A 23,511-nucleotide genomic window follows, 5' to 3' on the forward strand; every position below is an offset into this window, starting at 1 on the left:
ACCCGCCTGCCGTCGAGAGCGCCGACCACACCGAGGCCGTTCCGGTCGAGGAGGTGCGGATGCCGCACCGGCAGGTCATGACGGTGCTCTCCGGGCTGCTGCTCGGCATGTTCGTCGCGATCCTCTCCTCCACGGTCGTCTCCAACGCGCTGCCGCAGATCGTCTCCGATCTCGGCGGCGGTCAGAGCTCGTACACCTGGGTGGTCACCGCCTCGTTGCTGACCCTCACCGCCTCGACCCCGCTGTGGGGCAAGCTCTCCGACCTCTACAGCAAGAAGCTGCTCGTCCAACTCTCCATCGTGATCTTCGTGTTGGCCTCGGCCGGCGCGGGGCTCTCCCAGTCCACCGGCACCCTGATCGCCTGGCGCGCGGTGCAGGGAATCGGGGTCGGCGGCCTGGTCGCACTGGCCCAGGTGATCCTCGCTGCGCTCGTGCCGCCGCGCGAACGCGGGCGCTACGGCGGGTACTTCGGCGCCACCTTCGCCGTCGCCACGGTCGGCGGCCCGCTGCTCGGCGGTGTGATCACCGACGCCCCGGGGCTCGGCTGGCGGTGGTGCTTCTACGTCGGCGTCCCGTTCGCGGTCATCGCACTCGTGGTGCTCCAGCGGACGCTGACGCTGCCGGGCGGCGCGGTACGGCGCAAGGGCGTACGGATCGACTGGCTCGGTTCGCTGCTGATCGCCGCCTCGGTCTCGCTGCTGCTGATCTGGGTCACCCTGGCCGGCGACTCCTACGCCTGGCTGTCCTGGCAGACCGCCGCGATGGTCGGCGGCTCGATCGCGCTGGGCGGGCTCTTCGTCCTGGTCGAGAAGCGCGCCGCCGAACCGGTCATCCCACTCTCGCTCTTCCGCAACCGCACCATCACGCTCACCGCGCTGGCCTCCTTCTTCATCGGTATCGCGATGTTCGGCGCGACCGTGTTCCTCAGCCAGTACTTCCAGTTGGCGCGCGGGCAGTCCCCGACCATGTCGGGGGTGATGACGATCCCGATGATCGGCGGCCTGTTCCTGGCCAGCACCGGCTCGGGGCTGATCATCACCCGCACCGGTCGGTGGAAGCGGTGGCTGGTCACCGGCGGCGCGCTGGTGACGGCGGGCCTCGGGCTGCTCGGCACGATGCGCCACGACACCGCGTACTGGCAGGTCGGCACGTACATGGCGGTGCTGGGCCTGGGCATCGGCATGCTGATGCAGAACCTCGTACTGGCCACCCAGAACCAGGTCAGCAGCGACCGGATCGGCGCCGCCAGCTCGGTCATCGCCTTTTCCCGCTCGCTCGGCGGAGCCATCGGGGTCTCGGCGCTCGGGGCCGTGCTCGCGGAGCGGATCAGCCACCACATGGCCGACGGCTTCGCCAACGCCGGCGACGCCCCTGGCGGCGCCGACAACGGCACCATCCCCGATCTGTCCGCGCTGCCCGCCCCGGTGCGCGCCGTGGTGGAGAGCGCGTACGGGCACGGGATCGCCGACATCTACCTGTACGCGGCGCCCGCGGCCCTGCTGGTGCTGGCGCTGGTGGTGGCGGTGAAGGAAGTACCCCTCAGAACCCGCTGAGGGGCGAGGAGTTCGGCCGCCGGCCCGCCCGCGCACCGGCCGTCGGCACGTACAAGCGCCGTACGACCGCACACGGCGCGTACGGACCGCGTACGGCACCGCCCGGCGGGTACGGACTCGGGCAGGCCGCGTACGGCGCGTGGGGATCGGCTAGCGCGGTGCGGGCGGGTCGTGGGTCCCCTCGCGCAGGGCGCCGACTCCGGCGATCAACAGCTCCAGCGCGGTGTCGAAGTCGTTCTGCCGCATCTGCCGCACGGAGACACCGCGGTCCGCCTCGTCGCGCAGCTCCAGCGAATCGGCGTACTGCGGCATCCCGTCGACCCGGGCGAGGACCATCGCGTAGAACTCGTCGGGCTGCATGCCCGTGTCGGCCAGCCGAGCGTTCCAGTTCGCCTCGACCGAAGCGAAGCCGTTCACGAACTGGAACACCGCGGCGAGCGCCCCCGGCAGCTGCTCCGGCCGCAGCCCCGCGCTGCCGAGTACCGATTGCGCCGCGCCCGCGAACCGCATCGCCTCCGGGCCGATGTTGAGGTACTGGCCGACGGTCCGGGCCACCCACGGGTGGTCGACGAGCATCCTGCGGTACGCCCCGGCGAGCAGGCGCAGGCTCTCCCGCCAGTCGGCCCCCGCCAGATCCGGCAGCGTCAGATCCGCCTGCACCGCGTCCACCGCGAGCTCCATCAACTCTTCCTTGGAGTTGACGTACCAGTAGAGCGACATGGCCGTGACGCCCAACTCCCCGGCCAGGCGGCGCATCGAGAACTTCGCCGTGCCCTCCGCGTCCAGCAGTGCCACGGTCGCCGCGGTGATTGCCGCCCGATCCAGCCCGGGCTGCTCGGCGCCCGTACGGGAGTAACGCCGGGGCGCGGGCCGGTCGTCCAGCCAGACGCTGATCCGGGGTGCGGGTTCGGCAGGGCGTTCAGCGGCCACGGGGCTCCTCGGCTGGCGGTACGGACGGACGGGGGCGTTCCGCGTACGGGTCGGCGGCCGTACGCCCGCTCCGGGGTTCGGCCGCCGAAGGGTAACGATGCCAGGGCCCGTCCTTCCCACCGACGCCCGACCCGGACCCAGCCGAACCGGACTCGCGCGAACCGGACCCACTCGAACCGGGCTCGCGCGGCCCGGCGCCGTCGGGCCCGACGGGAGCAGCGTCCCGCGCCGCATCCCCACCGAGCCCGCCGCCCCCCGCAACCGCGTCCGCGTCCGCCTCGACGCACGCGCTGACGTCCGCATCCCCGACCGCATCCCCGACCGCGTCCGCCGCCGCGGTGGCCTCGGCGCGGCGGAGGAGCGCCCAGGCGACGATTCCGCCCGCCAACACCGCAGCCGCGCCGACCAGTTGACTGGTGCCCACGCCGCTGTCGAACGCGTCCAGCACCGCTGCCGCCTCCGCCTCCGTACGCGCCCCGTCCAGCGCCGCGGTCAGCGAGCCGGCCCCCGCAGCACCGGCGGGCAGCAGCGCCACGAAGCGGGAGCTGAGCACCGCGCCCAGCACCGCCACGCCCAGCCCGTGGCCGAACTCCGCGAGCGTGCCGTTGACTCCGGCGCCCACTCCGGCCTTGGCCGGCGGTATGGACGACATCAGCGCGTTCGCCATGGTCGGCATCGCGAAACCCACTCCGGCGCCCATCAGCACCAGCCCGGCCGTCAACGTCGGAGCGCTGTCGCCGAACGCCGAGACGGCCACCAGGCCGCCGGAGAGCAGCCCCATGCCGAGCAGCACGGTGAGCGGAGTGCCGAGCCGTTGAACGGCCTTCGCCCCGCCGCCACCGAAGTTGACCACGATGACCGTGAGCGCCATCGGCGCCATGCGCAGCCCCGCCTCCAACGGGCTGTGGCCCAGCACGAATTGGAGGTGCTGCGTGAGGAGGTAGAGCGAGCCGGCCATGCCGAATGCCACCAGCAGTCCGCCCGCGACCGCGCCGACGAAGCGCTGGTTGCGGAAGAAGTGCATGTCCAGCATCGGCGACGGAGCGCGCAGCTCCCACAGCGCGAAGCCGGCCATCACCACCACACCCACCAGCGCGGGGACCAGGACCTGCGGCGAGGACCAGCCGTGCTCCGGGCCGGCGATGATGGCGTACACGATCGTGGTCATGCCGACGACGGAGAGCACGGCGCCCAGTGGGTCGGGCGCCTCCCCCGCCGGGTTCCTGGACTCGGGAACGAGTCGGGCCACCGCGTACAGGCCGACGGCCACCACCGGGACGTTGATCAGGAAGAGCGACCCCCACCAGTAGTGGTCCAGCAGGAAACCGCCGACCAGCGGCCCGAGCGCGAACCCGAGCGACAGCACCGACGACCAGATGCCGATCGCCCTGACCCGCTCCCGGTCGTCGAAGATCTGCACCACGACCGCGAGCGTGGTGGTCACCAGCAGGGCCCCGCCGACCCCCATCGCCGCCCGGGCGGCGATGAGTTGGCCCGCGCTCTGCGACAGAGCGGCACAGAGCGAGGCGGCTCCGAAGATCGCCAGACCGGTGAGCAGCATCTTCTTGCGGCCGACCCGGTCCGCGGTGTTGCCCGCGAGCAGCAGCAGCCCCGCCTGGACGAGTGCGTAGGCGTTGATGACCCACTGGATGTCGGCGGTCGAGGCGTCGAGCTCGGCGCCGAGCGTCGGGATCGCCACGTTCAGGATGGTGTTGTCCACGATGACCGCGAACTGCGTGAGGCAGATCACCGCCAGGATGATCCACCGCCGGGGGTGCCCCCGGGTGGACGACGCGTCGGCGGGGGCGGTTGCGGGCGCGGCCAAGGGAAGCCCCTTCGTACGGCATGGACGGCATGGACGGCATGGACGCAATCGCTGTACACCGTACAAGAATTCTGTCGTACACCGTAAAGGAATACGGCCGCCCGCCCTCGGGCCTCTTCGAACCGGCAGGTACGCGCGGCGCGCTCGGGTCAGCTGCTCCCGTCCGGCGCCCGGCCCTTCGCCCGGCCCTGCACTCGGTCCCGGCCCGGCTCCGGTGCGGTGGCCGGGTGAGGCCCGAGGTCGAAGAGGCGTACGGCGTTGTCGTGGCAGACCGCGCGCAGCCAGTCCGCGTCCTGGTCGAGCCGGGTGAGGACGTCGAGCGCGTGCGGGTAGCCGTAGGGAATGTTGGGGAAGTCGCTGCCGAACAGCACGCGTTCGCGCAGATCCGTCAGCCGCCGGCGGAGCTCGGGCGGGAAGGGCATCAGCTTCTCGGCGAAGTCGGTGAAGGCCATCGTGGTGTCCAGATGGACGCCCTCGTGGCGCTCGGCCAGCGCGAGGAAGTCGGCGTACTCGGGCATCCCCATGTGCGCGACGATCAGCCGCAGCCGCGGATGGCGCGCCAGCACCGCGGCGACCGGTTCCGGCCCGGTGAAGCGGCCCGGAGCCGGGCCGGAACCACAGTGGACGACGGTGGGCACGCCGGCCTCCGCGAGCAACCCCCAGACCGGGTCGAGCAGCGAGTCGGCCGGATCGTAATCCCCCACCTGCACATGGGACTTGAAGACCCGGGCACCGCCGTCCACCGCACTCGCCACGTACGCCGCCGCGCTCGGCTCCGGGTAGAACGTCGCGGTGTGCAGGCAGTCCGGCGTGCGGGCGGCGAAGTCGGCGGACCAGCCGTTGAGCCAGTCGGCCATGCCCGGCTTGTGCGGGTAGATCATCGAGGTGAAGGCCCGCACCCCGAACTCCCGGATCAGCGCGAGGCGTTCGGCCTCCTCGTGGCGGTAGGTGATCGGCCAGTCGGGGCCTCCCGAGGGGCCGACCGCGTCGAAGAACGCCCATACCTTCGCCATCACACGGGCGGGCATGAAGTGAGTGTGTACGTCCACCAACCCCGGCAACCCGAGCCGCCGCTGCCAGAACGCCCGCACCCGTACGGCTTCCGCACCGCCGCCCGCGGGAGCGCCCGCGGTCTCCGCATTCGCCATGCAGGCAGCGTACGGGCACCTCCCCGCACCGGCTCCGGCTCCGACTCCGGCTCCGACTCCGACTCCGACTCCGACGGTCGAACGCGCGCCCGGCGGTCGAAGCCGACGCCCGGCGCCCGGAGTTGACGCCCTGCGGTCGAGGCAGCCGCCCGGCGCACTGGAACCTCCGCGTTCGCGTCCCGGACCACCGGCCCGACGCACCCCGGACGGCTTCGAGCCCGCCCCCGGAACTCCGGGAGCGGGCTCGAAGCACCGCTCTGCCGCCCGGCGGCCGTCGGCCCCGGACGCGCGCGGGTCAGTCCCGCGACCGCTGGGGCCGCCACACCACCAGCGCGCCCGACTGGTGCACATCCTGGTACGGCACGAGATCGCGCCGGTAGGAGGCGTGCACCTGTGCCTCGCGCTGCTGGAGCGCGACCGCCGCGCCCTCGACCGCCTGGGAGAGCTCGCCAACCCGCGCCCGAAGCGCCCGCACCTGGTTCTCCAGCTCGATGATGCGTTTGATGCCCGCCAGGTTGATGCCCTCGTCCTGGCTGAGCCGCTGCACCTCGCGGAGCTGGTCGATGTCCCGTGCCGAGTAGCGACGGCCGCGGCCGGCTGTGCGGTCGGGCGAGACCAGGCCCAGCCGGTCGTACTGACGAAGGGTCTGCGGGTGCAGACCGGAGAGCTGTGCTGCGACGGAGATGACGTAGACCGGTGATTCCTCGGTCAGCTCGTACGGATTGTTCCTGCCTCCACCTCGGCCGGTCGTCACCTCAGTCTCCCTTCGCGGCCTTGAACAGCGCGGCCCTGGGGTCCTCGTCCGCGGTGGCTTCGCGGTAGGACTCCAGCGCGTCCTGCGCCTTCTTGCTCAGGTCCTTCGGTACGGCGATCTCCACGGTGACCAGAAGGTCGCCGCGGGTGCCGTCCTTGCGAGTGGTTCCTTTCCCGCGGGCGCGCATCGTACGCCCGCCCGGAGTGCCCGGCGGCAGCTTGAGCTTGACCGGCGGGCCGCCCAGGGTCGGCACGACGATCTCCCCGCCGAGCGCCGCCTCGGTGAAGGTGACCGGCACGGTGACGGTGAGGTTGTCGCCGCGCCTGCCGAACACCGCGTGCCCGTCGACGTGGACGACCACGTACAGATCGCCCGCCGGGCCGCCGCGCTCTCCCGGAGCGCCCTTGCCGCGCAGCCGGATGCGCTGCCCGTCCGAGACTCCCGCGGGGATGCGGACCTGCATGGTGCGCGAACTGGTGGCCCGGCCGCTGCCCCGGCAGACGTCGCAGGGGTTCTCCGCGATCAGGCCGCGGCCCTTGCAGTCCATGCACGGGTCGGTGAGCGAGAAGCCGCCACCGCCGCCGCGGCTGACCTGCCCGGTGCCGACGCAGGTCGGGCACACCCGCGGGGTGCCGTTCTTGTCGCCGGTGCCCGAACACGCCTTGCAGGCCGCGCTGCTGGACATCCGCAGCGGGACCGTCGCGCCCTCGACCGCCTCGGTGAAGCTGAGCGTCACCTCCGACTCGACGTCCTGACCGCGGCGCGGCTGGGTGCGCGCACCCGTGCCCGTACCGCCGCGGTTGAACAGTCCGCCGAAGACATCGCCCAGGCCGCCGCCGAAACCGCCGGCGCCGCCCGGGCCGCCGGCCGTTCCGCCCGGCTGACCGCCGAAGAGGTCGCCGAGGTCGAAGTTGAAGTTGCCGCCGGCGCCAGGACCGGGGCGGAAGCCGCCCGAGCCCAGCAGCGTGCGTGCTTCGTCGTACTCCTTGCGGGACTTGGAGTCGGAGAGGATGTCGTTGGCCTCGGAGACCTCCTTGAAGCGCTCCTCGGCCTTGGCGTCACCCGTGTTGGCGTCCGGGTGGTTCTCGCGGGCGAGCTTCCGGTACGCCTTCTTGATCTCCGCCTCGGTGGCGTCTTTCGGGACGCCGAGGACCTTGTACAGATCCTTCTCCAGCACTTCCCTGCTGAGGCTCATCCCCGGCGTCCCTCCTTCCGTACCTGTGCGGCCGTCACGTCAGCCCTCTTCCGGGCCACCGTTCTCCTCGTCCGTCCCCGATGACTCTTCGCCCTTCGTCGGCTGCGCCCCGGGCTGAGGCTCCGCGACGCCGACCCGCGCGGGGCGGATCGTACGCTCGCCGATGCGATACCCGGGCTGCAGGATCTGCACGCACGTCGTCTCGGTGACCTCGGGCGAGTACGAGTGCATCAGCGCCTCGTGCACGGTCGGGTCGAAGGGCTCGCCCTCCTTGCCGAACTGCGCCAGGCCCATCTTGGCCACCGTCGTCTCCAACGACTCGGCCACGACCTTGAATCCGCCGACCAGCTCGCCGTGGTCCCGGGCCCGCCCGATGTCGTCGAGCACCGGCAGCAGCTCGGTGAGCAGATTGGCGACCGCGACCTCCTTGACGGCGATCCGGTCCCGCTCCACCCGGCGGCGGTAGTTCGAGAACTCCGCCTGGAGGCGCTGCACATCCTGGGTGCGCTCGTTCAACGCGGTACGGGTCTGGTCGAGTTGGGCGGTGAGGCCCGCCTGCTGGAGCTCGTCGCCCTCCGGCGCGGCGCCCGACCCGCCCGTGGCAGCGGCCTTCTCCTGGGAGTCCCCGGCCGGGGCCGCCGGCCCCGCCTGATCGGCGGAACCGGCAGCCTCGTCAGCCTGTGCGGCGTCGGCGGGGACCTCGGGCTCGTCCTTGTCGAAGCCCGGCGTCTCCTCCGTCACGCGGCACCTCCACGCTTGTCCTTGTCCTTCTCGTCATCGACGATCTCGGCGTCCACGACGTCGTCGTCTTCCTTCTGCGCGGAGCCGGCGCCCGCGGCACCCTCGGCGCCACCGGCCGCCTGCTGCCCGGCCTGCGCGTCGGCGTACAGGGCCTGGCCGAGCTTCTGGCTGGTGGTGGCGACCTTCTCGGAAGCCTCGCGGATCGCCGGGGTGTCCTCACCCTTCAGCTTCTCCTTGAGGTCCGCGATCGCCTCCTCGACCTCGCCCTTGGTGTCGGCCGGAACCTTGTCCTCGTTGTCCTTGAGGAACTTCTCGGTCGTGTACACCAACTGCTCGGCCTGGTTGCGGGTCTCGGCGGACTCGCGGCGCTTGGTGTCCTCGTCGGCGTACTGCTCGGCGTCGCGCATCATGCGCTCGATGTCGTCCTTCGGCAGCGCGGAGCCACCGGTGACGGTCATGCGCTGCTCCTTGCCGGTACCGAGGTCCTTGGCGGAGACGTGCATGATGCCGTTGGCGTCGATGTCGAAGGTGACCTCGATCTGCGGTACGCCGCGGGGTGCGGGCGGCAGACCGGTCAGCTCGAACATCCCGAGCTTCTTGTTGTACGCCGCGATCTCGCGCTCGCCCTGGTAGACCTGGATCTGCACCGACGGCTGGTTGTCCTCGGCCGTCGTGAAGATCTCCGAACGCTTCGTCGGGATCGTGGTGTTGCGCTCGATCAGCTTGGTCATGATGCCGCCCTTGGTCTCGATACCGAGGGACAGCGGGGTGACGTCCAGCAGCAGGACGTCCTTGACCTCACCCTTGAGCACACCGGCCTGGAGGCTGGCACCGATGGCCACGACCTCGTCCGGGTTGACGCCCTTGTTGGCCTCCTTGCCACCGGTCAGGTCCTTGACCATCTCGGCGACGGCGGGCATCCGGGTCGAACCGCCCACGAGCACCACGTGGTCGATCTCGGACAGCTGGATACCGGCGTCCTTGATCACGTTGTGGAACGGGGTCTTGCAGCGCTCGAGCAGGTCCTGCGTCAGCTGCTGGAACTGCGCCCGGGTCAGCTTCTCGTCGAGGTGCAGCGGGCCCTCGGCGGAGGCGGTGACGTAGGGCAGGTTGATCGAGGTCTCGGTCGAGGAGGACAGCTCGATCTTGGCCTTCTCGGCGGCCTCGCGCAGACGCTGGAGCGCCATCTTGTCCTTGGACAGGTCGACGCCGTGGCCCGAGTGGAACTGCTTGACCAGGTGGTCGACGACGCGCTGGTCCCAGTCGTCACCACCGAGGTTGTTGTCACCGTTGGTCGCCTTGACCTCGACGACGCCGTCGCCGATCTCCAGCAGCGAGACGTCGAAGGTACCGCCGCCGAGGTCGAAGACCAGAATGGTCTGGTCTTCCTTGTCGAGGCCGTACGCCAGCGCGGCCGCGGTCGGCTCGTTGACGATGCGCAGCACGTTCAGACCGGCGATCTCACCGGCCTCCTTGGTGGCCTGGCGCTCGTGGTCGTTGAAGTACGCGGGCACCGTGATGACCGCGTCGGTGACCTTCTCGCCCAGGTAGGACTCGGCGTCCCGCTTCAGCTTCTGGAGCACGAAGGCGCTCATCTGCTGCGGGTTGAAGTCCTTGCCGTCCAGGTTGATCTTCCAGTCGGTGCCCATGTGGCGCTTGACCGACCGGACCGTCCTGTCGACGTTGGTGACGGCCTGACGCTTGGCCACCTCGCCGACCAGCACCTCGCCGTTCTTCGCGAAGGCGACGACGGACGGCGTGGTCCTGGCGCCCTCGGCGTTGGTGATGACGGTGGGCTCACCGCCTTCGAGCACACTGACGACGGAGTTCGTCGTACCCAGGTCGATGCCGACCGCACGTGCCATTTCGGAATCTCCTCCAACTAAGTCCTGAGTGGAACAGGCTCAAGGATGCACCACTTCGACACAGCCGTCAACGTACCTGAGTGTGCTCGACTCAACTTGCTTGCGAGCAAACGGCGCATAAAGACGCAGTGCACATCCCCGACCCCTGCCGATGACGCCCACCTGAGCCCGTGAGGTTCCCCGCGAACCGGCCCCCACGACGGCGAAACCACCCCCGGGCGCAGCCCGAGAACCGAACGGCCCGCCCCTCCAGCGCACCACGCGCACGCCGTCGCCGCACGTCACCCGAACCGGTCCGCGACCCGCCACCGGGAGCCCGGGGAGCGGCACCCCGTCAGGGCGCGCCGCGGGCACGGGAGTTGGGCGTTCGCCCGATCCGCACGGTGACGTAGCGTCCTGGCACGAGCCGGGGATCGGGGCTGCCGGGAACCGTCCGGCCGCCAGGACGGTCCGAGGAAGCGGACGGCCCGAACAGCCGGCACCCGCGGGAACAGCGCACAACCGGAAGAGGGCGGGAAGACAGATCCATGATTCGAGTGGCGGTCGTCGACGACGAAGAGCTGATCAGATCGAGCGTGCGGCTCATCCTGAACAGCGCCCCCGACATCGAGGTGGTCGCGGAGGCCGCCGGCGGCGGGGCCGTCGACTCCGTCCTCGCCACCAGACCGGACGTACTGCTGCTCGACATCCGTATGCCCGGCACCGACGGGCTCGCGGTCCTGCGCGAACTGCGCCGGGAGGGCCCGGACGGCTCCGCGGCCGACCCCGACCTGCCGGCGGTGTGCATGCTCACCACGTTCGACGCCGACGAGTACCTGACGGCGGCGCTGCGGCTCGGCGCCTCCGGCTACCTGCTCAAGGACGCCGAACCGACCCGGCTGATCGAGACCGTACGAGTGCTCGCGGCGGGCGGCTCCACTCTCGACCCGAGCATCACCCCGACTGTCATCGGCGGCTACCTCCACCGCACGGCCGGCTCCCCGGAGGCCAGGGACGCCATCGACACGCTCACACCCCGCGAGCGCGAGGTGCTGGCGCTGCTCGCACACGGGCGCTCCAACTCGGCCATCGCCGAACAACTCGGCCTCGCCCACGGCACGGTCAAGGACCACGTCAGCACACTGCTGGCCAAGCTCGGCGGGGTGAACCGGGTACAGGCGGCCGTACTGGCGGACCGCGCCGGCCTCACCGACGGGAGCTGACGCCCCACCGGTCGGGCGCCCGACGCGACCCCGTACGACCCTCCGCGCGACCGCACCGCCGCGCCATCCGCACAGCCGCACCATCCGCACCGCCGCGCCATCCGCATAGAACGGCGGGCCCACCCGCCCGCACCGGGAGCGCGCACGGGGGCGCCGCACAGAGCCGCGAACCCGGTCCACACGCCCCCGGAAACGTATTCTTCAGACCAACTGTCTTTTCCCGGCAATGGGGTTGATTGTTCTTTTCGCCCCTTTAAGGATCACCACACCGGGAGATCGACACCAGTGACCGGATGAATTCTTCTGACCACTCTCAGTCATACACGGATTGAGAAGCAGACGGAGATGGTGCTGGTGTTCCCGCGTCCGTCGCGCCCGTACCGGCTTTCTGCCGCGTTCCTGGGCGCCCTACTCCTGTCACCGCTGACCGGCGGCCCCGCCTCGGCAGCGCCCGCGACCGTCCCGGCGGCCGGGCCGCCGCCCCAGCGCACCCAGGCGGCGAGCCGCCCGAGCCCCGGCGCCTCGCCGGAGATCGGTGGCCTCTACCGCAAGGCCGCCGCGGCGTCCCGGCAGCACGAGCGCACCCGGCGCTCGGTGGACCGGCAGCGCGCCACCACCGAGCGGCTGACCACGGCGCTGACCGAGAAGCGCAGACAGTACGCCTCCCACCGCCGGGCACTCGGCGCCGCGGCGGCGATGCAGTACCGCTCCGGCGTGGGCCCCGAAGCGCGGCTGGTACTCGCCCGCAGCCCCGAGGAGTTCCTCACCCGCAGCGCCTCGCTGCGACAGGGCAACCGAGCGGGGGTGCGCATGATGCACGAGGCCGACCGGGCCCGTACCTCCCTCGACCGCCAGAAGCGCGCCGCCCGCACCGCGCTGAAGAAGCTGCACGAGCGGCAGCGCGAGCAGCTGCGCATCAAGCAGTCGATCCAGGCCCAACTCGTGCGCGCCGAGCACCGGGTCGCCCGGCGGGCCGCGGCCCGGCAACGCGCCGCGCAGCAACTGGAGGCCGCGGGCCAGGGCGGCCCCGCGACGCGTACGGCCGAGCCGGCCCGGCCGGAGCCGCTGCACGTCTCGCACCGCAGCGGCTGCCCGAGCGGCGCCGCACCAGCCTCGTCCGGCCGCTCCGGCGGCTGGGCGCGCCCGGTGAACGGCGGCTACACGCTCACCGCCGGCTTCGCCGCCCAGGGCGGTCGCTGGGCGAGCAACCACACCGGCCAGGACTTCGCCGTGCCGACCGGTACGCCGGTGAGGTCCGTCGGCGACGGCGTCGTCGCCAGGACCGGTTGCGGCGACAGTTACGGCGTGCAGGTCGTGGTGCGGCACAGCGGCGGCTACCACACGCAGTACGCCCATCTCAGCCTTCTGCAGGTAGAGGCAGGGCAGCGGGTGAAGGCGGGTCAGCAACTCGGCCTCTCCGGGTCGACCGGCAACTCCAGTGGGCCGCATCTGCACTTCGAGGTGCGGGTCACCGAGCAGTCGGGTTCCGCGGTCAGCCCGCTTCCGTGGCTGCGCGAACGCGGCGTACGGGTATAGCCCGGGCGCCCCGCGCGGTGGACGGTGTCGGCGCGTCCGGCACCGTCGCACCGCGCGGGCGGGGCAACTTAGCCAAGCCTGAGCGACACAGATCACCGCATGCCGAGGTACAGCGGCAGAGCGTTAGTGGGTAGTCTCGGGAATACTTGATAAGTTACTGATTAGTACGCCTGCTGTGTGTCCGGACCCCACGGCTGCTCCCGGCAGGCTCCGCCCCGCAGGTTCGAGGAGCCGAGATGCAACTCGTCGCGATCGTCGTCTCGCTGACGCTCAGCGTGGTCGGTATTGCGCTGTTCGCGCGCGCCATCGCCGAGATCTACCGATTCGTGAAGCTCGGCCAGCCCGTGCCGGCAGGCTCACGCACCAACGACTGGAAGTTGCGCACGGCCACTCTGATCAAGGAGTTCCTCGGCCACACCCGGATGAACCGGTGGGCCGTGGTCGGTGTGGCGCACTGGTTCGTCGCCGTCGGCTTCCTCACGCTGCCGCCGACCCTGGCCAACGCCTACGGCCAGCTCTTCCAGGCCGACTGGATGCTGCCGGTCATCGGCGGCTTCGTGCCGTACGAGATGTACATCGAGTTCATCGGCCTGATGACGGTCGTCGGCATCCTCACCCTGATCGTGATCCGCCAGCTCAACCTGCCGAGCCGGGCCGGCCGCAAGTCGCGCTTCACCGGCTCCAAGGAGGGCCAGGCGTACTTCGTCGAGGCGATCATCCTCATCATCGGCCTGGCGATCCTGGTGCTGCGCGGCCTCGAAGGCGCCCTGCACCACGTCGACGGCTGGGAGCCCGCGTACTTCGCCTCGTACCCGCTGGTCGCCTTCTTCAGCGGGATGAGCCTCGGCACCCTGCAGAACCTCGTGTACTTCTGGGCCATGGTCAAGATCGGCACCTCGCTGATCTGGATGATCACGGTCAGCATGAACACCAACATGGGCGTCGCCTGGCACCGCTTCCTCGGCTTCCCGAACATCTGGTTCAAGCGCGACGCCAAGGGCGGTACGGCGCTCGGCGCGCTTCAGCCGATGACCTCGGACGGCAAGGAGATCGACTTCGAGACGGTCTTCGACGACGAGGAGGGCGGCGGCGAGGAGACCAAGTTCGGCGCCTCCCAGGTCGAGCACTTCTCCTGGAAGGGCATCCTCGACTTCTCCACCTGCACCGAGTGCGGACGCTGCCAGTCCCAGTGCCCCGCCTGGAACACCGGCAAGCCGCTCTCCCCCAAGCTGCTGATCATGTCGCTGCGCGACCACGCGCATGCCAAGGCGCCCTACCTGCTGGCCGGCGGCGGCAAGACGATGGAGGGCGAGGAGAAGGCCACCGAGGAGCAGCTGAAGGACGTACCCGCCTCCGCGCTGGCCGAGGCCGAGCGCCCGCTGATCGGCACCGTCGAGGAGAACGGCGTCATCGACCCGGACGTCCTGTGGTCGTGCACCACCTGCGGCGCCTGTGTCGAGCAGTGCCCGGTGGACATCGAGCACATCGACCACATCGTCGACATGCGCCGCTACCAGGTGATGATCGAGTCCGCGTTCCCGTCCGAGGCGGGCACGATGCTCAAGAACCTGGAGAAGAAGGGCAACCCCTGGGGCCTGGCCAAGAAGCAGCGGCTGGAGTGGACCAAGGAGCTCAAGGCCGAGAAGGACATCGACGTGCCCGTGGTGGGCAAGACCGTCGACGATCTGACCGAGGTCGACTACCTGTACTGGGTGGGCTGCGCCGGCGCGCTGGAGGACCGGGCGAAGAAGACCACCAAGGCCTTCGCCGAGCTGCTGCACATCGCGGGCGTGAAGTTCGCGATCATGGGGGGCGACGAGAAGTGCACCGGTGACTCGCCGCGCCGTCTGGGCAACGAGTTCCTCTTCCAGCAGCTGGGCGAGGAGAACGTGGCGACGCTGAACGCGGCGTTCGGCGAGGACCCCTCCGAGGACGCCGACGAGTCGTCGAAGCTGCCCGCGGCGAAGAAGAAGATCGTCGCGACCTGCCCGCACTGCTTCAACACCATCGCCAACGAGTACCCGCAACTGGGCGGCCACTACGAGGTCATCCACCACACCCAGCTGCTCCAGCACCTCATCGACGAGGGCCGGCTCGTTCCGGTCAACCCCGTCGAGGGTCTGATCACCTACCACGACCCCTGCTACCTCGGTCGTCACAACCAGGTCTACACCCCGCCGCGCGAGATCATCGGCAAGGTGCCCGGCCTGCGGAACGAGGAGATGCACCGGCACAAGGAGCGCGGGTTCTGCTGCGGCGCCGGCGGTGCCCGGATGTGGATGGAGGAGCAGATCGGCAAGCGCATCAACAACGAGCGCGTCGACGAGGCCCTCTCGCTCAACCCGGACATCGTCTCCACCGCCTGCCCGTTCTGCCTGGTCATGCTCACCGACTCGGTGAACGGCAAGAAGAACGACGGCCAGGCCAAGGAGTCCGTCGAGGTCGTGGACGTCTCCCAGCTGCTGCTGCAGTCGGTGCGGTCCGAGCCCGCCGGTACCGCGGACGAGGACGGCGACGGCGGCTCCGGTCCGGCACCGGGCTCCGGCCCCGAGGCGGGCCCCGGTGGCGGTGAGGGCGGCGACGGCCCGGCCGGCAGCGGCGACGGCGCGCGGCCGAGCGACGCTCCCCAGCCGGCGCCGGCGAAGTAGCGCCTCTCCCCGGACGAAAGTCAGAACGGTCGGCCGGTCCCCCGCACCGAGGGGCCGGCCGACCGTTCTCTGTCGTCCGGAGCACGCATCGACCCCAAATCGAGCACGCCCGGAAATCGACTGGTCGCTTTCGGTCTTTTCTGGTGGCAAATCGGCCCGCGCTCGCTCCGGTCTGTCGGCCGGCGCGAGCGCGCCATAGCCTCAGGTCTATGCCTGTGGTTCAGGCGGCCCGTCCGCATCCTCGCGCCCTTCTCCCCGCCGCAGTCGCAGGGGAGGTGGGTGTCCGGTGCGCACTCTGGCAGACCGCGTGACCGACCGCCCGGGCACGGCACCCGCCGGCCCGGCTCCCGGACCCCGACTCCAGCTGCTCAAGCGCCACTTCACCGCCCGTACGCTCACGCAGCTGCGCTACGGCGTCGAGGAGTGCGCCGCCCGCGCGGGCCTGGCGGAGCCGCGGCGCGGGGACTTCGTGCTCGCCGTCGACGCCGTCACCAGCAACGCCGTCGAGCACGCCGGCGGCGCGGGGCAGCTGCTGCTGCGCGACCTCGGCGGCGAGCTGGAGGCCACCGTCACCGACCGCGGGCCCGGCTTCAGCGCCGACGTCATTCCCGAGCTGCTGCCCGGCCTGGACGGCGCACCGCTGGGCCGAGGCCTCTGGCTCGCGACGATCACCACCGACCGGCTCACCGTCGAACGCGGCACGGTCGGCGCGATCGTCACACTGAGCGTCAGGCTCCCCACCCCACCCATCTGACGGGTCGGCACACGCCGACCGGCGCACGCCCCGACGTCCACGCCGGTCGAACGGCGTGAACCCGTAGGGGTCAGCCCTGCGGGGATGTGACGAACAAGCCACAATGGCCCCCGGAACGACCAGCCGGACTCGCCGGGGCCGCCGGAAGGGGTACGTTCGAATACGTGGCTGGATTCAGGATCGGACGCGGCCGGGACCCGCGCAACGGACAGCAGGCGCCCCCTGCCCAGCAGCCCACTCAACCGGGCTACGGACAGCAGGGTGCACCGAACGGGGCGCCCGGTGCCCACGACCCGCACCGGGCCGGCGGCGGACAGCAGTACGGGCACCACGTCCCGTACGCCCCGCACCCGACCCAGCCCGGTCACGGGCCGGACCAGGGGTACGGGCCGGACGCCGGCGCGCCGTACGGCCACGGCCGTCCACCGGCGGACGAGGGACCCTGGCAGCAGAGCCACGACGGCGGTCCGGAGTACTTCGACCACCGCTTCGACCCGGGCCAGTACGCCAACTCCCCCGGTCACACAGCCCAGTTCAGGGTCGACGACAGCGGCGGCTACGACGACCCCGGCTACTCCGGCGGCAACACCTACGTCGCCGGGCGGGACAGCGCACCGCCCGCCGGGCCGAGGCTGCACTGGAAGCAGCTGCTCAGCGGCATCGTACTCAGGCCGAACCCGACCTTCTGGCAGATGCGCGACCACTCGGTGTGGGCGACCGCGCTGATCGTCACCTTCCTCTACGGGCTGCTCGCCGTCTTCGGCCTCGATAAGCCCCGAGAGGACGTTCTCAACTCCACCCTCGCCAACGCCGTACCGACGGTGCTCATCACCGGCGCCGCGGTGACGGTCTGCTTCCTGATCCTCAGTTCGGTGACCCACACCCTGGCCCGCCAGTTCGGCGGCGACGGCGCCTGGGCGCCGACGGTCGGGCTCGCCATGCTGATCAGTTGCCTCACCGAGGCGCCGCGGCTGCTCTTCGCGCTCTTCCTCGGCGGCGACGCGGGGTTCGTCCAACTCCTCGGCTGGGCAACCTGGTTGGCTGCGGGCTTCCTCTTCACCTCAATGGTCAGCCGCTCGCACGACCTGCCCTGGCAGAAGGCGCTCGGCGCCTCCTCGATCCAGCTGGTCGCCATGCTGGTGCTGATCAAGCTCGGCACCCTGTAGCCGAACCCCGCGGGCCCCGGGCACCCCTGGCGCCGGCGGCGGGGTACGCGCGCGGCAGGTGCGTGCGGCGAGCAGGTGCGTGCGGCGGCTGCGCGCGGGCCGGCGGGTGCGCCGGTCGTCGCGCCGGCCTCTCGCGCCGGCTGTCGCGGAACCTCTGCGGTGCCCGCCGCTTCAGCCCCGGGACCGCGACCCCGGGGCGCCTCGGCAGCCCCCGCATCCGTCCTCGGCCCCGCTAGTGCGTCAACCGCTTCTCCAGCAGCGTGACCGGGTACGGGTTGCCCTCCCGGTCGCGCTGCACGCCTTCACCGACGTGCACGTACCCCGCCGACTCGTAGTAGGCGCGGAGCCGCGGGTTGCTCCTGACGCAGTCCAACCGGCTGTGTGCCAGGCCCAGTTCGGCGATGCGCCGCTCGGCCGCCGCCAGCAGCAGCCGGCCGGCGCCTCGTGGCGCCGCGGCGCGATCGACCATCAGTCGGTGCACGTACGCCGCGTCGTCCGGCCGCTCGCCCCAGGCCGTCGGATCGGACCACCACAGCTCCCAGGCCCCGACGACCGTTCCCTCGCCGCGCAGGGAGGCGAGCCACACCTCGCCGTCCTCGATCCGCCGCAGGAAGTGCTTCTCGCCCTTCTCGCCGGGCTGCCACTGCTCGATGCCGTTGGCGATCATCCACCGCGCGGCGTCGTCCCGCAGCCGTACGAGCGTGCCGGCGTCCGCGGCGTCCGCCGGCCGGTACACGAAGGGGTCGTCGGTCGCTGCCTCACCACTGTCCATGCCCGCAGCCTAGAAGCCGCCGTCGCTACCCGGTGAAGCGGAGGACGAGGCCCTCCACGTCCGTGTTCGGCCCGGCGACGCCGCTGCCGTCGGAGAGCGTGACCGCGGTGATCGCCCGGCGTTCACCGCGCTCGAAGCGTATGTGCGCGCCGGAGAGCGGCACCTCCACGTTCTCGGCCCGCAGGCCCAGCAGCCGCGCCAAAGCGCGGGCGGCCTCCCGGGGTTGGGGATCAGTGACGACCAGCCCGGTGAGGTCGTGGGGGCCGCGTTCGAAAGCGGCCGGGTCAACGCCGGCGAGCAGTTCCTCGCGCGGCGGATCGTAGGTGATGAAGAACGGCTGCCAGGGCGGGCCGTCCAGCACGAAGATCTCGACGAACGAGACGCCGTGCTCGGCGACTTCGACCTCGAACTCGGCGACCTCGTGCCCCTGCGCACGCAGCCGCTCGGCGGTGGCGCGGGCGTCCGTCACGTTCACCGCAAAGGTGAACGCACCGGCCGGCCCCTCCAGGGCCTCGACGGCAGGGCGCAGCAGCCGCAGCGCATCGGCGTAGCGCGAGGCGCGCAGCGCGTCGGGGTCGGTGATCGTCAGCGTCTCGATGTAGCGCGTGTCGAGGCGCCAACCGCCGTTCTGGAAACCGTCCAGGGCCTCGTTGGTGTGCGCCGGCACGCCTGCCGCCCGGTACGCCTCGGTGGCCTCCGGGACCCCGCGCACCCAGTGCAGCAGATGGTCGAACTCGGGACGTTCATCGAATCGCCGCATGCAACTTAGGCTAGCCTAAGTTTCGGTCACACAGTCGAAAGAGCGGGGCACGACGCCCTCGGACGCCGTGCCCCGCCTGCGTCGACTCGCCTACGAGGCCCGCCTCTTCGCGCTGACAAATCGCGCGCCGAAGAAAAGCGCGCCCGCCGTGCCACCGACCATCGCGGCGACACAGAGGACCGCAGCCCAGACGGCCAGCCCCTTCGCGATCCACAGCACACCCACCAGGATCAACGCGAGAGAGAAAAGGAAGCGCTCCCCGTTTCCCGGATTTCGACTTTTCGTCAGTCCCTTATCGCGGTGCACTTGTATTCCACTCCCTTCATGACGATCGTCCGCCAGCCCGCTTTCACTTCCATCGGCGCCGAGTCGGTGCCACCACCGCCACCGCCGCCTTCCTTCTTGCAGTAATAGCCGAGCGCATCGAGCTTCTGGAGGGCGCTCTTCGACTGGTAGTTCTTGTACGACTTCTCCATGGCCGCCCGCTGCTCGGCGGGGGTCACCTTCTTTGCCTGGGTGTAGAGGTAGCAGCCCACGCTGGCACCAATTCCCACCCAGGAGGCGCCGCGGGCAAGGGCCTTGGTCAGCCCCGCCGCCCCGCTGCCGATGCCGAGGACCGCGCAGATCTCGTCGGCACCGGCTGCGCTGTTGACCGAACCCGCCGTCCGCGGGGCGGAATTCGCCGGTTCGCGGTCACTCACCGGGGACGCCTGCGCCGCCCCCGCGGCGGTACCGCACATCACACCGGCCATCGCCACGGCAACAACCGTCGAGAACGCCTTGCGTCGAATATTCACAACAGAAATCCCCCTGATACCTGGAACTCGTCAAATGCCTGGTCAGAGCATTTGATCTTCGAGCCGCTCACGGTAGCAGCGCCCGCAACGGCGGTGCAACGGGTTGAATTCCCTCACCACGCAGAATGACTCCGCGTCAATTCGACCTCACACGGAGACCCGGAAAGGCAACCGGCCCGGGCAAAAGCACCCGAAGTCGTACCGCCGCTTCGAACTGCCGCAGCCGCAGACCTCCGGGCCGCCGCGACCGGAGCGCCGCCAAGCCGCCCCGCACGATCGTCCCGCTTGATAGGCAAGTGGTGACTTGCCTATCCTGGTGGAGTGATGGACGATGTCTTCAAGGCGCTCGCGGATCCCACCCGTCGGCGCATCCTCGACGAACTCGCCGAGCGGGACGGGCAGTCGCTGTTCGAGATCTGCGGACGGCTGACCACCAGGCACGGCCTGGGGCTCACCCGGCAGGCGATCAGCCAGCACCTCGCCGTCCTGGAGGCCGCCGGCCTGATACGGACGCGGCGCGAGGGCCGCTACAAGTTCCACGACCTCGACACCGGGCCACTGCGTCGTGCCGTGGCGCGCTGGCTCCCGCCCGAGGGGCCCGGCGACGGCGGGCCGCAGTCGCCGGACGCAACCGAAACACCCGGTCCCGAAACATCCGGCCCCGGAACACCCGACGGCCCCGAGCCGACCGACAGAGCCGCAACACCCGGAGAGCACTGATGCGCATCAATCTGGCCAGCATCCATGTCAGCGACCAGGCGAAGGCCCTGCGCTTCTACACCGAAGCCCTGGGCTTCCGGAAGAAGGTCGAGATCCCGCTCGACGAACACCACAGCTGGATCACCGTCGTCTCCCCCGAGCAGCCGGACGGAACCGAGCTCGTACTGGAGCCGGACACCCACCCCGCGGTGAAGCCGTACCAGGACGCGCTGGTCGCGGACGGAATCCCGATCACTTCGTTCGCGGTGGACGACGTACGGGCCGAGTACGAGCGGCTGCGCAAGCTCGGCGTGGTCTTCACCCAGCCGCCGACCGACATGGGCCCGGTCACCACCGCCGTCCTCGACGACACCTGCGGCAACCTCCTCCAACTCGCCCAGCACCACGGCTGATCCGAAAGCCTCTCCGGGGCGACGACCACCGCACCCGTCACTCCGAGAGCACGGAGCCGGCAAACACCCGAGGCCCGGCGCTGCTTTCGCAGTGCCGGGCCTCGGGTGATCAGTAGCGGGGACAGGATTTGAACCTGCGACCTCTGGGTTATGAGCCCAGCGAGCTACCGAGCTGCTCCACCCCGCGTCGGTGAATACGACACTACGCCATGGTGGCCCCCGGAGGGAAATCGGCGTCCCACCGAGGGCGATCCGGCCCGCTTGCGACACTTTTCGGCCTGACTGCGGGGCGCACCGGCAGAGGTGCGCACCCACCAGTCGCAGGCCGCGCGAACGCATCAACTCCGCACTCGCACAAACGAGTTCACCCTGAGTCGGCAACCCCGGAAGCGCGGCGGAACTCGTGTGAGTGACCGGTCTTTCGCTCCTTCGAGTGGCATATGCATCGATCGCCGCGGAAACCTAATCACCGCCAGTCGCACATCTGGCACGATGCGTGACCACGAGGCGGTGGCGCCCGTCCAACTGCCGTGCGGCGCAACCGACTTCGTCTCAGCGTTGCCGCCCGTCGCGTACGGACGACGCCCTGACCGAGGTGAAGGAAACGAAGTGCGCTTGAAGAGCATCGCCGCCCGGACCGGCTTCTCCGCCGCGGTGACCATCGGCATCCTGGGCGTCCACACCGGGCCGGCCCACGCGGCCGGCTGGCACGGCATCCAGGGCACGGTCCACCAGAAGCGCGTGGGCAAGGACTGGTACCACTCGTCGAACCGGCGGGTGAAGGTCGGCACCGGAACGGTGCGGGCACTCTTCGACGACCTGCCCAAGAGCGGGATCACCTTCAAGATCCGCACCAAGTCCAACCGGACCATCGGGGACCCCGAGCACTGGACCGCTCGGGAGACGGACCTCGCGCGCGTGCTCGCGAAGAGGGTGCGGACCCTCACGCCGATGTACGCCTCCTTCAAGCAGTACGACGCCTGCGACCGCTGCCGGCCGTACTCGTTCAGTGGCTCGCTCTACTACTGACCACAGGAAGGCCGGACACGGCAGCATGAGAGCACAACGGAAGGTCATCCTGGGATGCGTCGCCGCCCTCCTCCTGGCGCCCTCCTGCGGGTTCGGTCTGGAGGAGGCGTCGACCGGCGCACAGACGCCGGAGGAGACCCGCGCGCAGTACTGGGAGGAAGCCAAGAAGCTTCCGCTGGCCCCCGGTTGGAACTGGCCGCCGCGCACCCCGGAAGGCGTCGGCATCCTCGACTCCGATCCGGACGACGGGGCCGGCAACACCTACGGCTCCGGGTACGGCCGCGGCTGGGCCAACGACTACTGGTTCTGCTCCTGGCAGCGGCGGCTGCTCGAGGACGGCCTGCGGCCCGCCGAGCGCACCGAGGCTCTCCGGATGGCCAAGAAGATCAGGGAGACGCCCCGCTACAAGCACTTCGTGGACGAGGACGGCCGCCGGCAGTACGAGGACATGCTCGCCGAGGCCGAGCTGGGTGATCTCTCCACGCTGCGCTCCGACTTCAGGGTGAGCTGCTCCCAGAGGCACCGATGAACCGTCCGCGGGACGGGGGCTCGCCCGCTCGTGCCGCCGGCGACCGCCCGCGCGCCCGCCACCGGAGCCTGGACGGGTGGCACCGGCTGCCGCCGCTGCGCGCGGTGTTGGCCGGCGGGACAGCGGTGGTGGTGCTCGGGGCGCTGCTCGCCTCGTGCGACGGCGGTCCGGCGGACGACGACGCGCGGGCGCGAGAGCGCTCGCGGTCGGACGGTCGGAGCGGGCCGAAGGCCGTGCCCGTCACCCGCGAGACCCTGGAGGTGGTGACGACGGTGCCGGCGACCGTCCGCGCCGGCCCGGAGGTCGACGTCACCGCACCGAGCGCCGGCACCGTCGAGCGGATCGACGCGGACGGCGTCGTCATCCGGACGCGGGGCAGCCGCGACGAGGCAGCGGGCGACGACGGGCGCGACGACGACAGGGGCAGGGGCGGGTCGACGACGCGAGCGCGGGTGAAGGTCGACTTCCCGTCCGGGCTGAGCATCGTCGAGGAACTGGTGGCCGTCGGCCGTCGGGTTCCGGCCAACTATCCGCTCGCCCGCGGGCGGGTGGAGGGCTTCGCGATGGTGGCCCTGCTCGACCGTCAGAGCCTTCACAAGGTGTACGACCCGCCGCTCTCCGCCCGCGCGCAGATCAGCGAGGGCCCCGGCCCGTTCGACTGCCCGTTGGCCAACTCCGTGCCGAGCGCCGATGCCCAACCGGCGCTTCCCCGTGCGGAGTCGGGGACGGGCACGAGCGACACGACGGGCGGAAAGGGCGGTACGGGCGGTACGGGCGGGAGCGGCGACCCGGGGGACGGCCCGGGTGGTGACCCGGACGGCGGCGCGGACGCATACGACGCCCCGGCCGCGGAGAGCGCTGCGGATGCCCGGGGCGGTCCGGCGGCGGGAGGCGGCCGGAACTCCGGGATGCGGCTGGTCTGCGTCGTGCCGGAGGACACCAGGGTGTTCGCGGGGATGGTCGGGGTGATGGCGATTCGCACCGCCAGCGTCAAGGACGCCCTGCTGCTGCCCGTCGAGGCGGTCGCCGGCGACTCCTCGCGCGGCGAGGTGACGGTGGTCGAGCCGAACGGCGGGCTGGACAACCGCACGGTCCGGCTCGGGGCCACGGACGGCAGCCGCGTCGAGCTGATCTCCGGGGTGCGGGAGGGCGAACGGGTGCGGGTGCCCGGGCCGGATCTGGCCGGTGCCACCGA

Annotated in this window: 18 protein-coding genes, 1 tRNA gene and 3 pseudogenes; 11 read left to right on the forward strand and 11 right to left on the reverse strand. The window is 70.9% G+C overall.

Annotated elements, in window-relative coordinates:
• Window positions 1–59 precede the first annotated feature (59 nt).
• Window positions 60–1,550, forward strand: a pseudogene (locus tag JGS22_RS08565) (MDR family MFS transporter); the annotation flags it as partial.
• A 153-nt stretch (window positions 1,551–1,703) separates the two neighbouring features.
• Here the strand turns inward: JGS22_RS08565 and JGS22_RS08570 are convergent.
• The 7 genes from JGS22_RS08570 to dnaK all read right to left on the reverse strand — a co-directional run bounded on the left by JGS22_RS08570 (window position 1,704) and on the right by dnaK (window position 10,011).
• Window positions 1,704–2,483: a TetR/AcrR family transcriptional regulator gene (locus JGS22_RS08570; protein ID WP_211040815.1), complete on the reverse strand. Its 780-nt coding sequence runs from the start codon at window positions 2,481–2,483 to the stop codon at window positions 1,704–1,706.
• A complete protein-coding gene (locus tag JGS22_RS08575) occupies window positions 2,473–4,308 on the reverse strand; it encodes an MFS transporter (protein ID WP_211040796.1) in 1,836 nt (611 codons plus the stop codon). The genes JGS22_RS08570 and JGS22_RS08575 overlap by 11 nt, the downstream gene beginning before the upstream one ends.
• Window positions 4,309–4,457: 149 nt before the next feature.
• A complete protein-coding gene (locus tag JGS22_RS08580; protein ID WP_211040797.1) occupies window positions 4,458–5,456 on the reverse strand; it encodes an amidohydrolase family protein in 999 nt (332 codons plus the stop codon).
• Between the two features lie 295 nt (window positions 5,457–5,751).
• Complete coding sequence (locus JGS22_RS08585) at window positions 5,752–6,210, reverse strand: heat shock protein transcriptional repressor HspR (RefSeq protein WP_211040798.1); 459 nt, start codon at window positions 6,208–6,210, stop codon at window positions 5,752–5,754.
• Between the two features lies 1 nt (window position 6,211).
• Window positions 6,212–7,405, reverse strand: coding sequence for a molecular chaperone DnaJ (gene dnaJ, locus JGS22_RS08590; RefSeq protein ID WP_211040799.1), 1,194 nt, complete (start codon window positions 7,403–7,405; stop codon window positions 6,212–6,214).
• A gap of 39 nt (window positions 7,406–7,444) precedes the next feature.
• Entirely contained in the window at window positions 7,445–8,146 is a 702-nt protein-coding gene (gene grpE / locus JGS22_RS08595) for a nucleotide exchange factor GrpE (protein ID WP_211040800.1), read from the reverse strand.
• Complete coding sequence (gene dnaK / locus JGS22_RS08600) at window positions 8,143–10,011, reverse strand: molecular chaperone DnaK (RefSeq protein WP_211040801.1); 1,869 nt, start codon at window positions 10,009–10,011, stop codon at window positions 8,143–8,145. Before dnaK ends, grpE begins: the two co-directional genes overlap by 4 nt.
• 527 nt (window positions 10,012–10,538) lie before the next feature.
• On the opposite strand from dnaK, the gene JGS22_RS08605 reads away from it, so the two are divergent.
• From JGS22_RS08605 to JGS22_RS08625, 5 genes are all read left to right on the forward strand, one after another.
• Window positions 10,539–11,213, forward strand: a complete 675-nt coding sequence (locus tag JGS22_RS08605) for a response regulator (protein ID WP_211040802.1) — start codon at window positions 10,539–10,541, stop codon at window positions 11,211–11,213.
• Window positions 11,214–11,558: 345 nt separating this feature from the next.
• Window positions 11,559–12,749 (forward strand): M23 family metallopeptidase, encoded by a 1,191-nt coding sequence (locus JGS22_RS27050; RefSeq protein ID WP_211040803.1) that lies wholly within the window; start codon window positions 11,559–11,561, stop codon window positions 12,747–12,749.
• Between the two features lie 236 nt (window positions 12,750–12,985).
• Window positions 12,986–15,397 (forward strand): (Fe-S)-binding protein, encoded by a 2,412-nt coding sequence (locus JGS22_RS08615; protein WP_211040804.1) that lies wholly within the window; start codon window positions 12,986–12,988, stop codon window positions 15,395–15,397.
• Between the two features lie 307 nt (window positions 15,398–15,704).
• Complete coding sequence (locus JGS22_RS08620) at window positions 15,705–16,151, forward strand: ATP-binding protein (protein ID WP_211040813.1); 447 nt, start codon at window positions 15,705–15,707, stop codon at window positions 16,149–16,151.
• A gap of 164 nt (window positions 16,152–16,315) precedes the next feature.
• Entirely contained in the window at window positions 16,316–17,317 is a 1,002-nt protein-coding gene (locus tag JGS22_RS08625) for a Yip1 family protein (protein WP_211040805.1), read from the forward strand.
• Between the two features lie 232 nt (window positions 17,318–17,549).
• Here JGS22_RS08625 and JGS22_RS08630 read toward each other — a convergent pair whose 3' ends face one another.
• The 3 genes from JGS22_RS08630 to JGS22_RS08640 all read right to left on the reverse strand — a co-directional run bounded on the left by JGS22_RS08630 (window position 17,550) and on the right by JGS22_RS08640 (window position 19,646).
• Window positions 17,550–18,089, reverse strand: a complete 540-nt coding sequence (locus JGS22_RS08630) for a GNAT family N-acetyltransferase (protein WP_211040806.1) — start codon at window positions 18,087–18,089, stop codon at window positions 17,550–17,552.
• Window positions 18,090–18,114: 25 nt separating this feature from the next.
• Window positions 18,115–18,849, reverse strand: coding sequence for a VOC family protein (locus tag JGS22_RS08635; protein ID WP_211040807.1), 735 nt, complete (start codon window positions 18,847–18,849; stop codon window positions 18,115–18,117).
• A gap of 284 nt (window positions 18,850–19,133) precedes the next feature.
• Entirely contained in the window at window positions 19,134–19,646 is a 513-nt protein-coding gene (locus JGS22_RS08640) for a hypothetical protein (protein WP_308405576.1), read from the reverse strand.
• Window positions 19,647–19,967: 321 nt separating this feature from the next.
• Here JGS22_RS08640 and JGS22_RS08645 point away from each other — a divergent pair.
• Window positions 19,968–20,261 (forward strand): annotated as a pseudogene (locus JGS22_RS08645) (ArsR/SmtB family transcription factor); the annotation flags it as partial.
• A 104-nt stretch (window positions 20,262–20,365) separates the two neighbouring features.
• Window positions 20,366–20,758 (forward strand): VOC family protein, encoded by a 393-nt coding sequence (locus JGS22_RS08650; RefSeq protein ID WP_211040809.1) that lies wholly within the window; start codon window positions 20,366–20,368, stop codon window positions 20,756–20,758.
• A 113-nt stretch (window positions 20,759–20,871) separates the two neighbouring features.
• On the opposite strand, the gene JGS22_RS08655 is transcribed toward JGS22_RS08650, so the two are convergent.
• Window positions 20,872–20,945 (reverse strand) — tRNA-Met (locus tag JGS22_RS08655).
• A 422-nt stretch (window positions 20,946–21,367) separates the two neighbouring features.
• Between JGS22_RS08655 and JGS22_RS08660 the strand changes: the two genes are divergently transcribed.
• The 3 genes and pseudogenes from JGS22_RS08660 to JGS22_RS08670 form a co-directional block, all read left to right on the forward strand.
• Window positions 21,368–21,787: a hypothetical protein gene (locus JGS22_RS08660; RefSeq protein WP_211040810.1), complete on the forward strand. Its 420-nt coding sequence runs from the start codon at window positions 21,368–21,370 to the stop codon at window positions 21,785–21,787.
• Between the two features lie 25 nt (window positions 21,788–21,812).
• Window positions 21,813–22,316, forward strand: coding sequence for a hypothetical protein (locus JGS22_RS08665; protein ID WP_211040811.1), 504 nt, complete (start codon window positions 21,813–21,815; stop codon window positions 22,314–22,316).
• Window positions 22,313–23,511 (forward strand): annotated as a pseudogene (locus JGS22_RS08670) (hypothetical protein); the annotation flags it as partial. The gene JGS22_RS08665 and the pseudogene JGS22_RS08670, both read left to right, overlap by 4 nt.

This window comes from Streptomyces tardus (assembly GCF_018101125.2).
Lineage (GTDB): Bacteria > Actinomycetota > Actinomycetes > Streptomycetales > Streptomycetaceae > Streptomyces > Streptomyces tardus.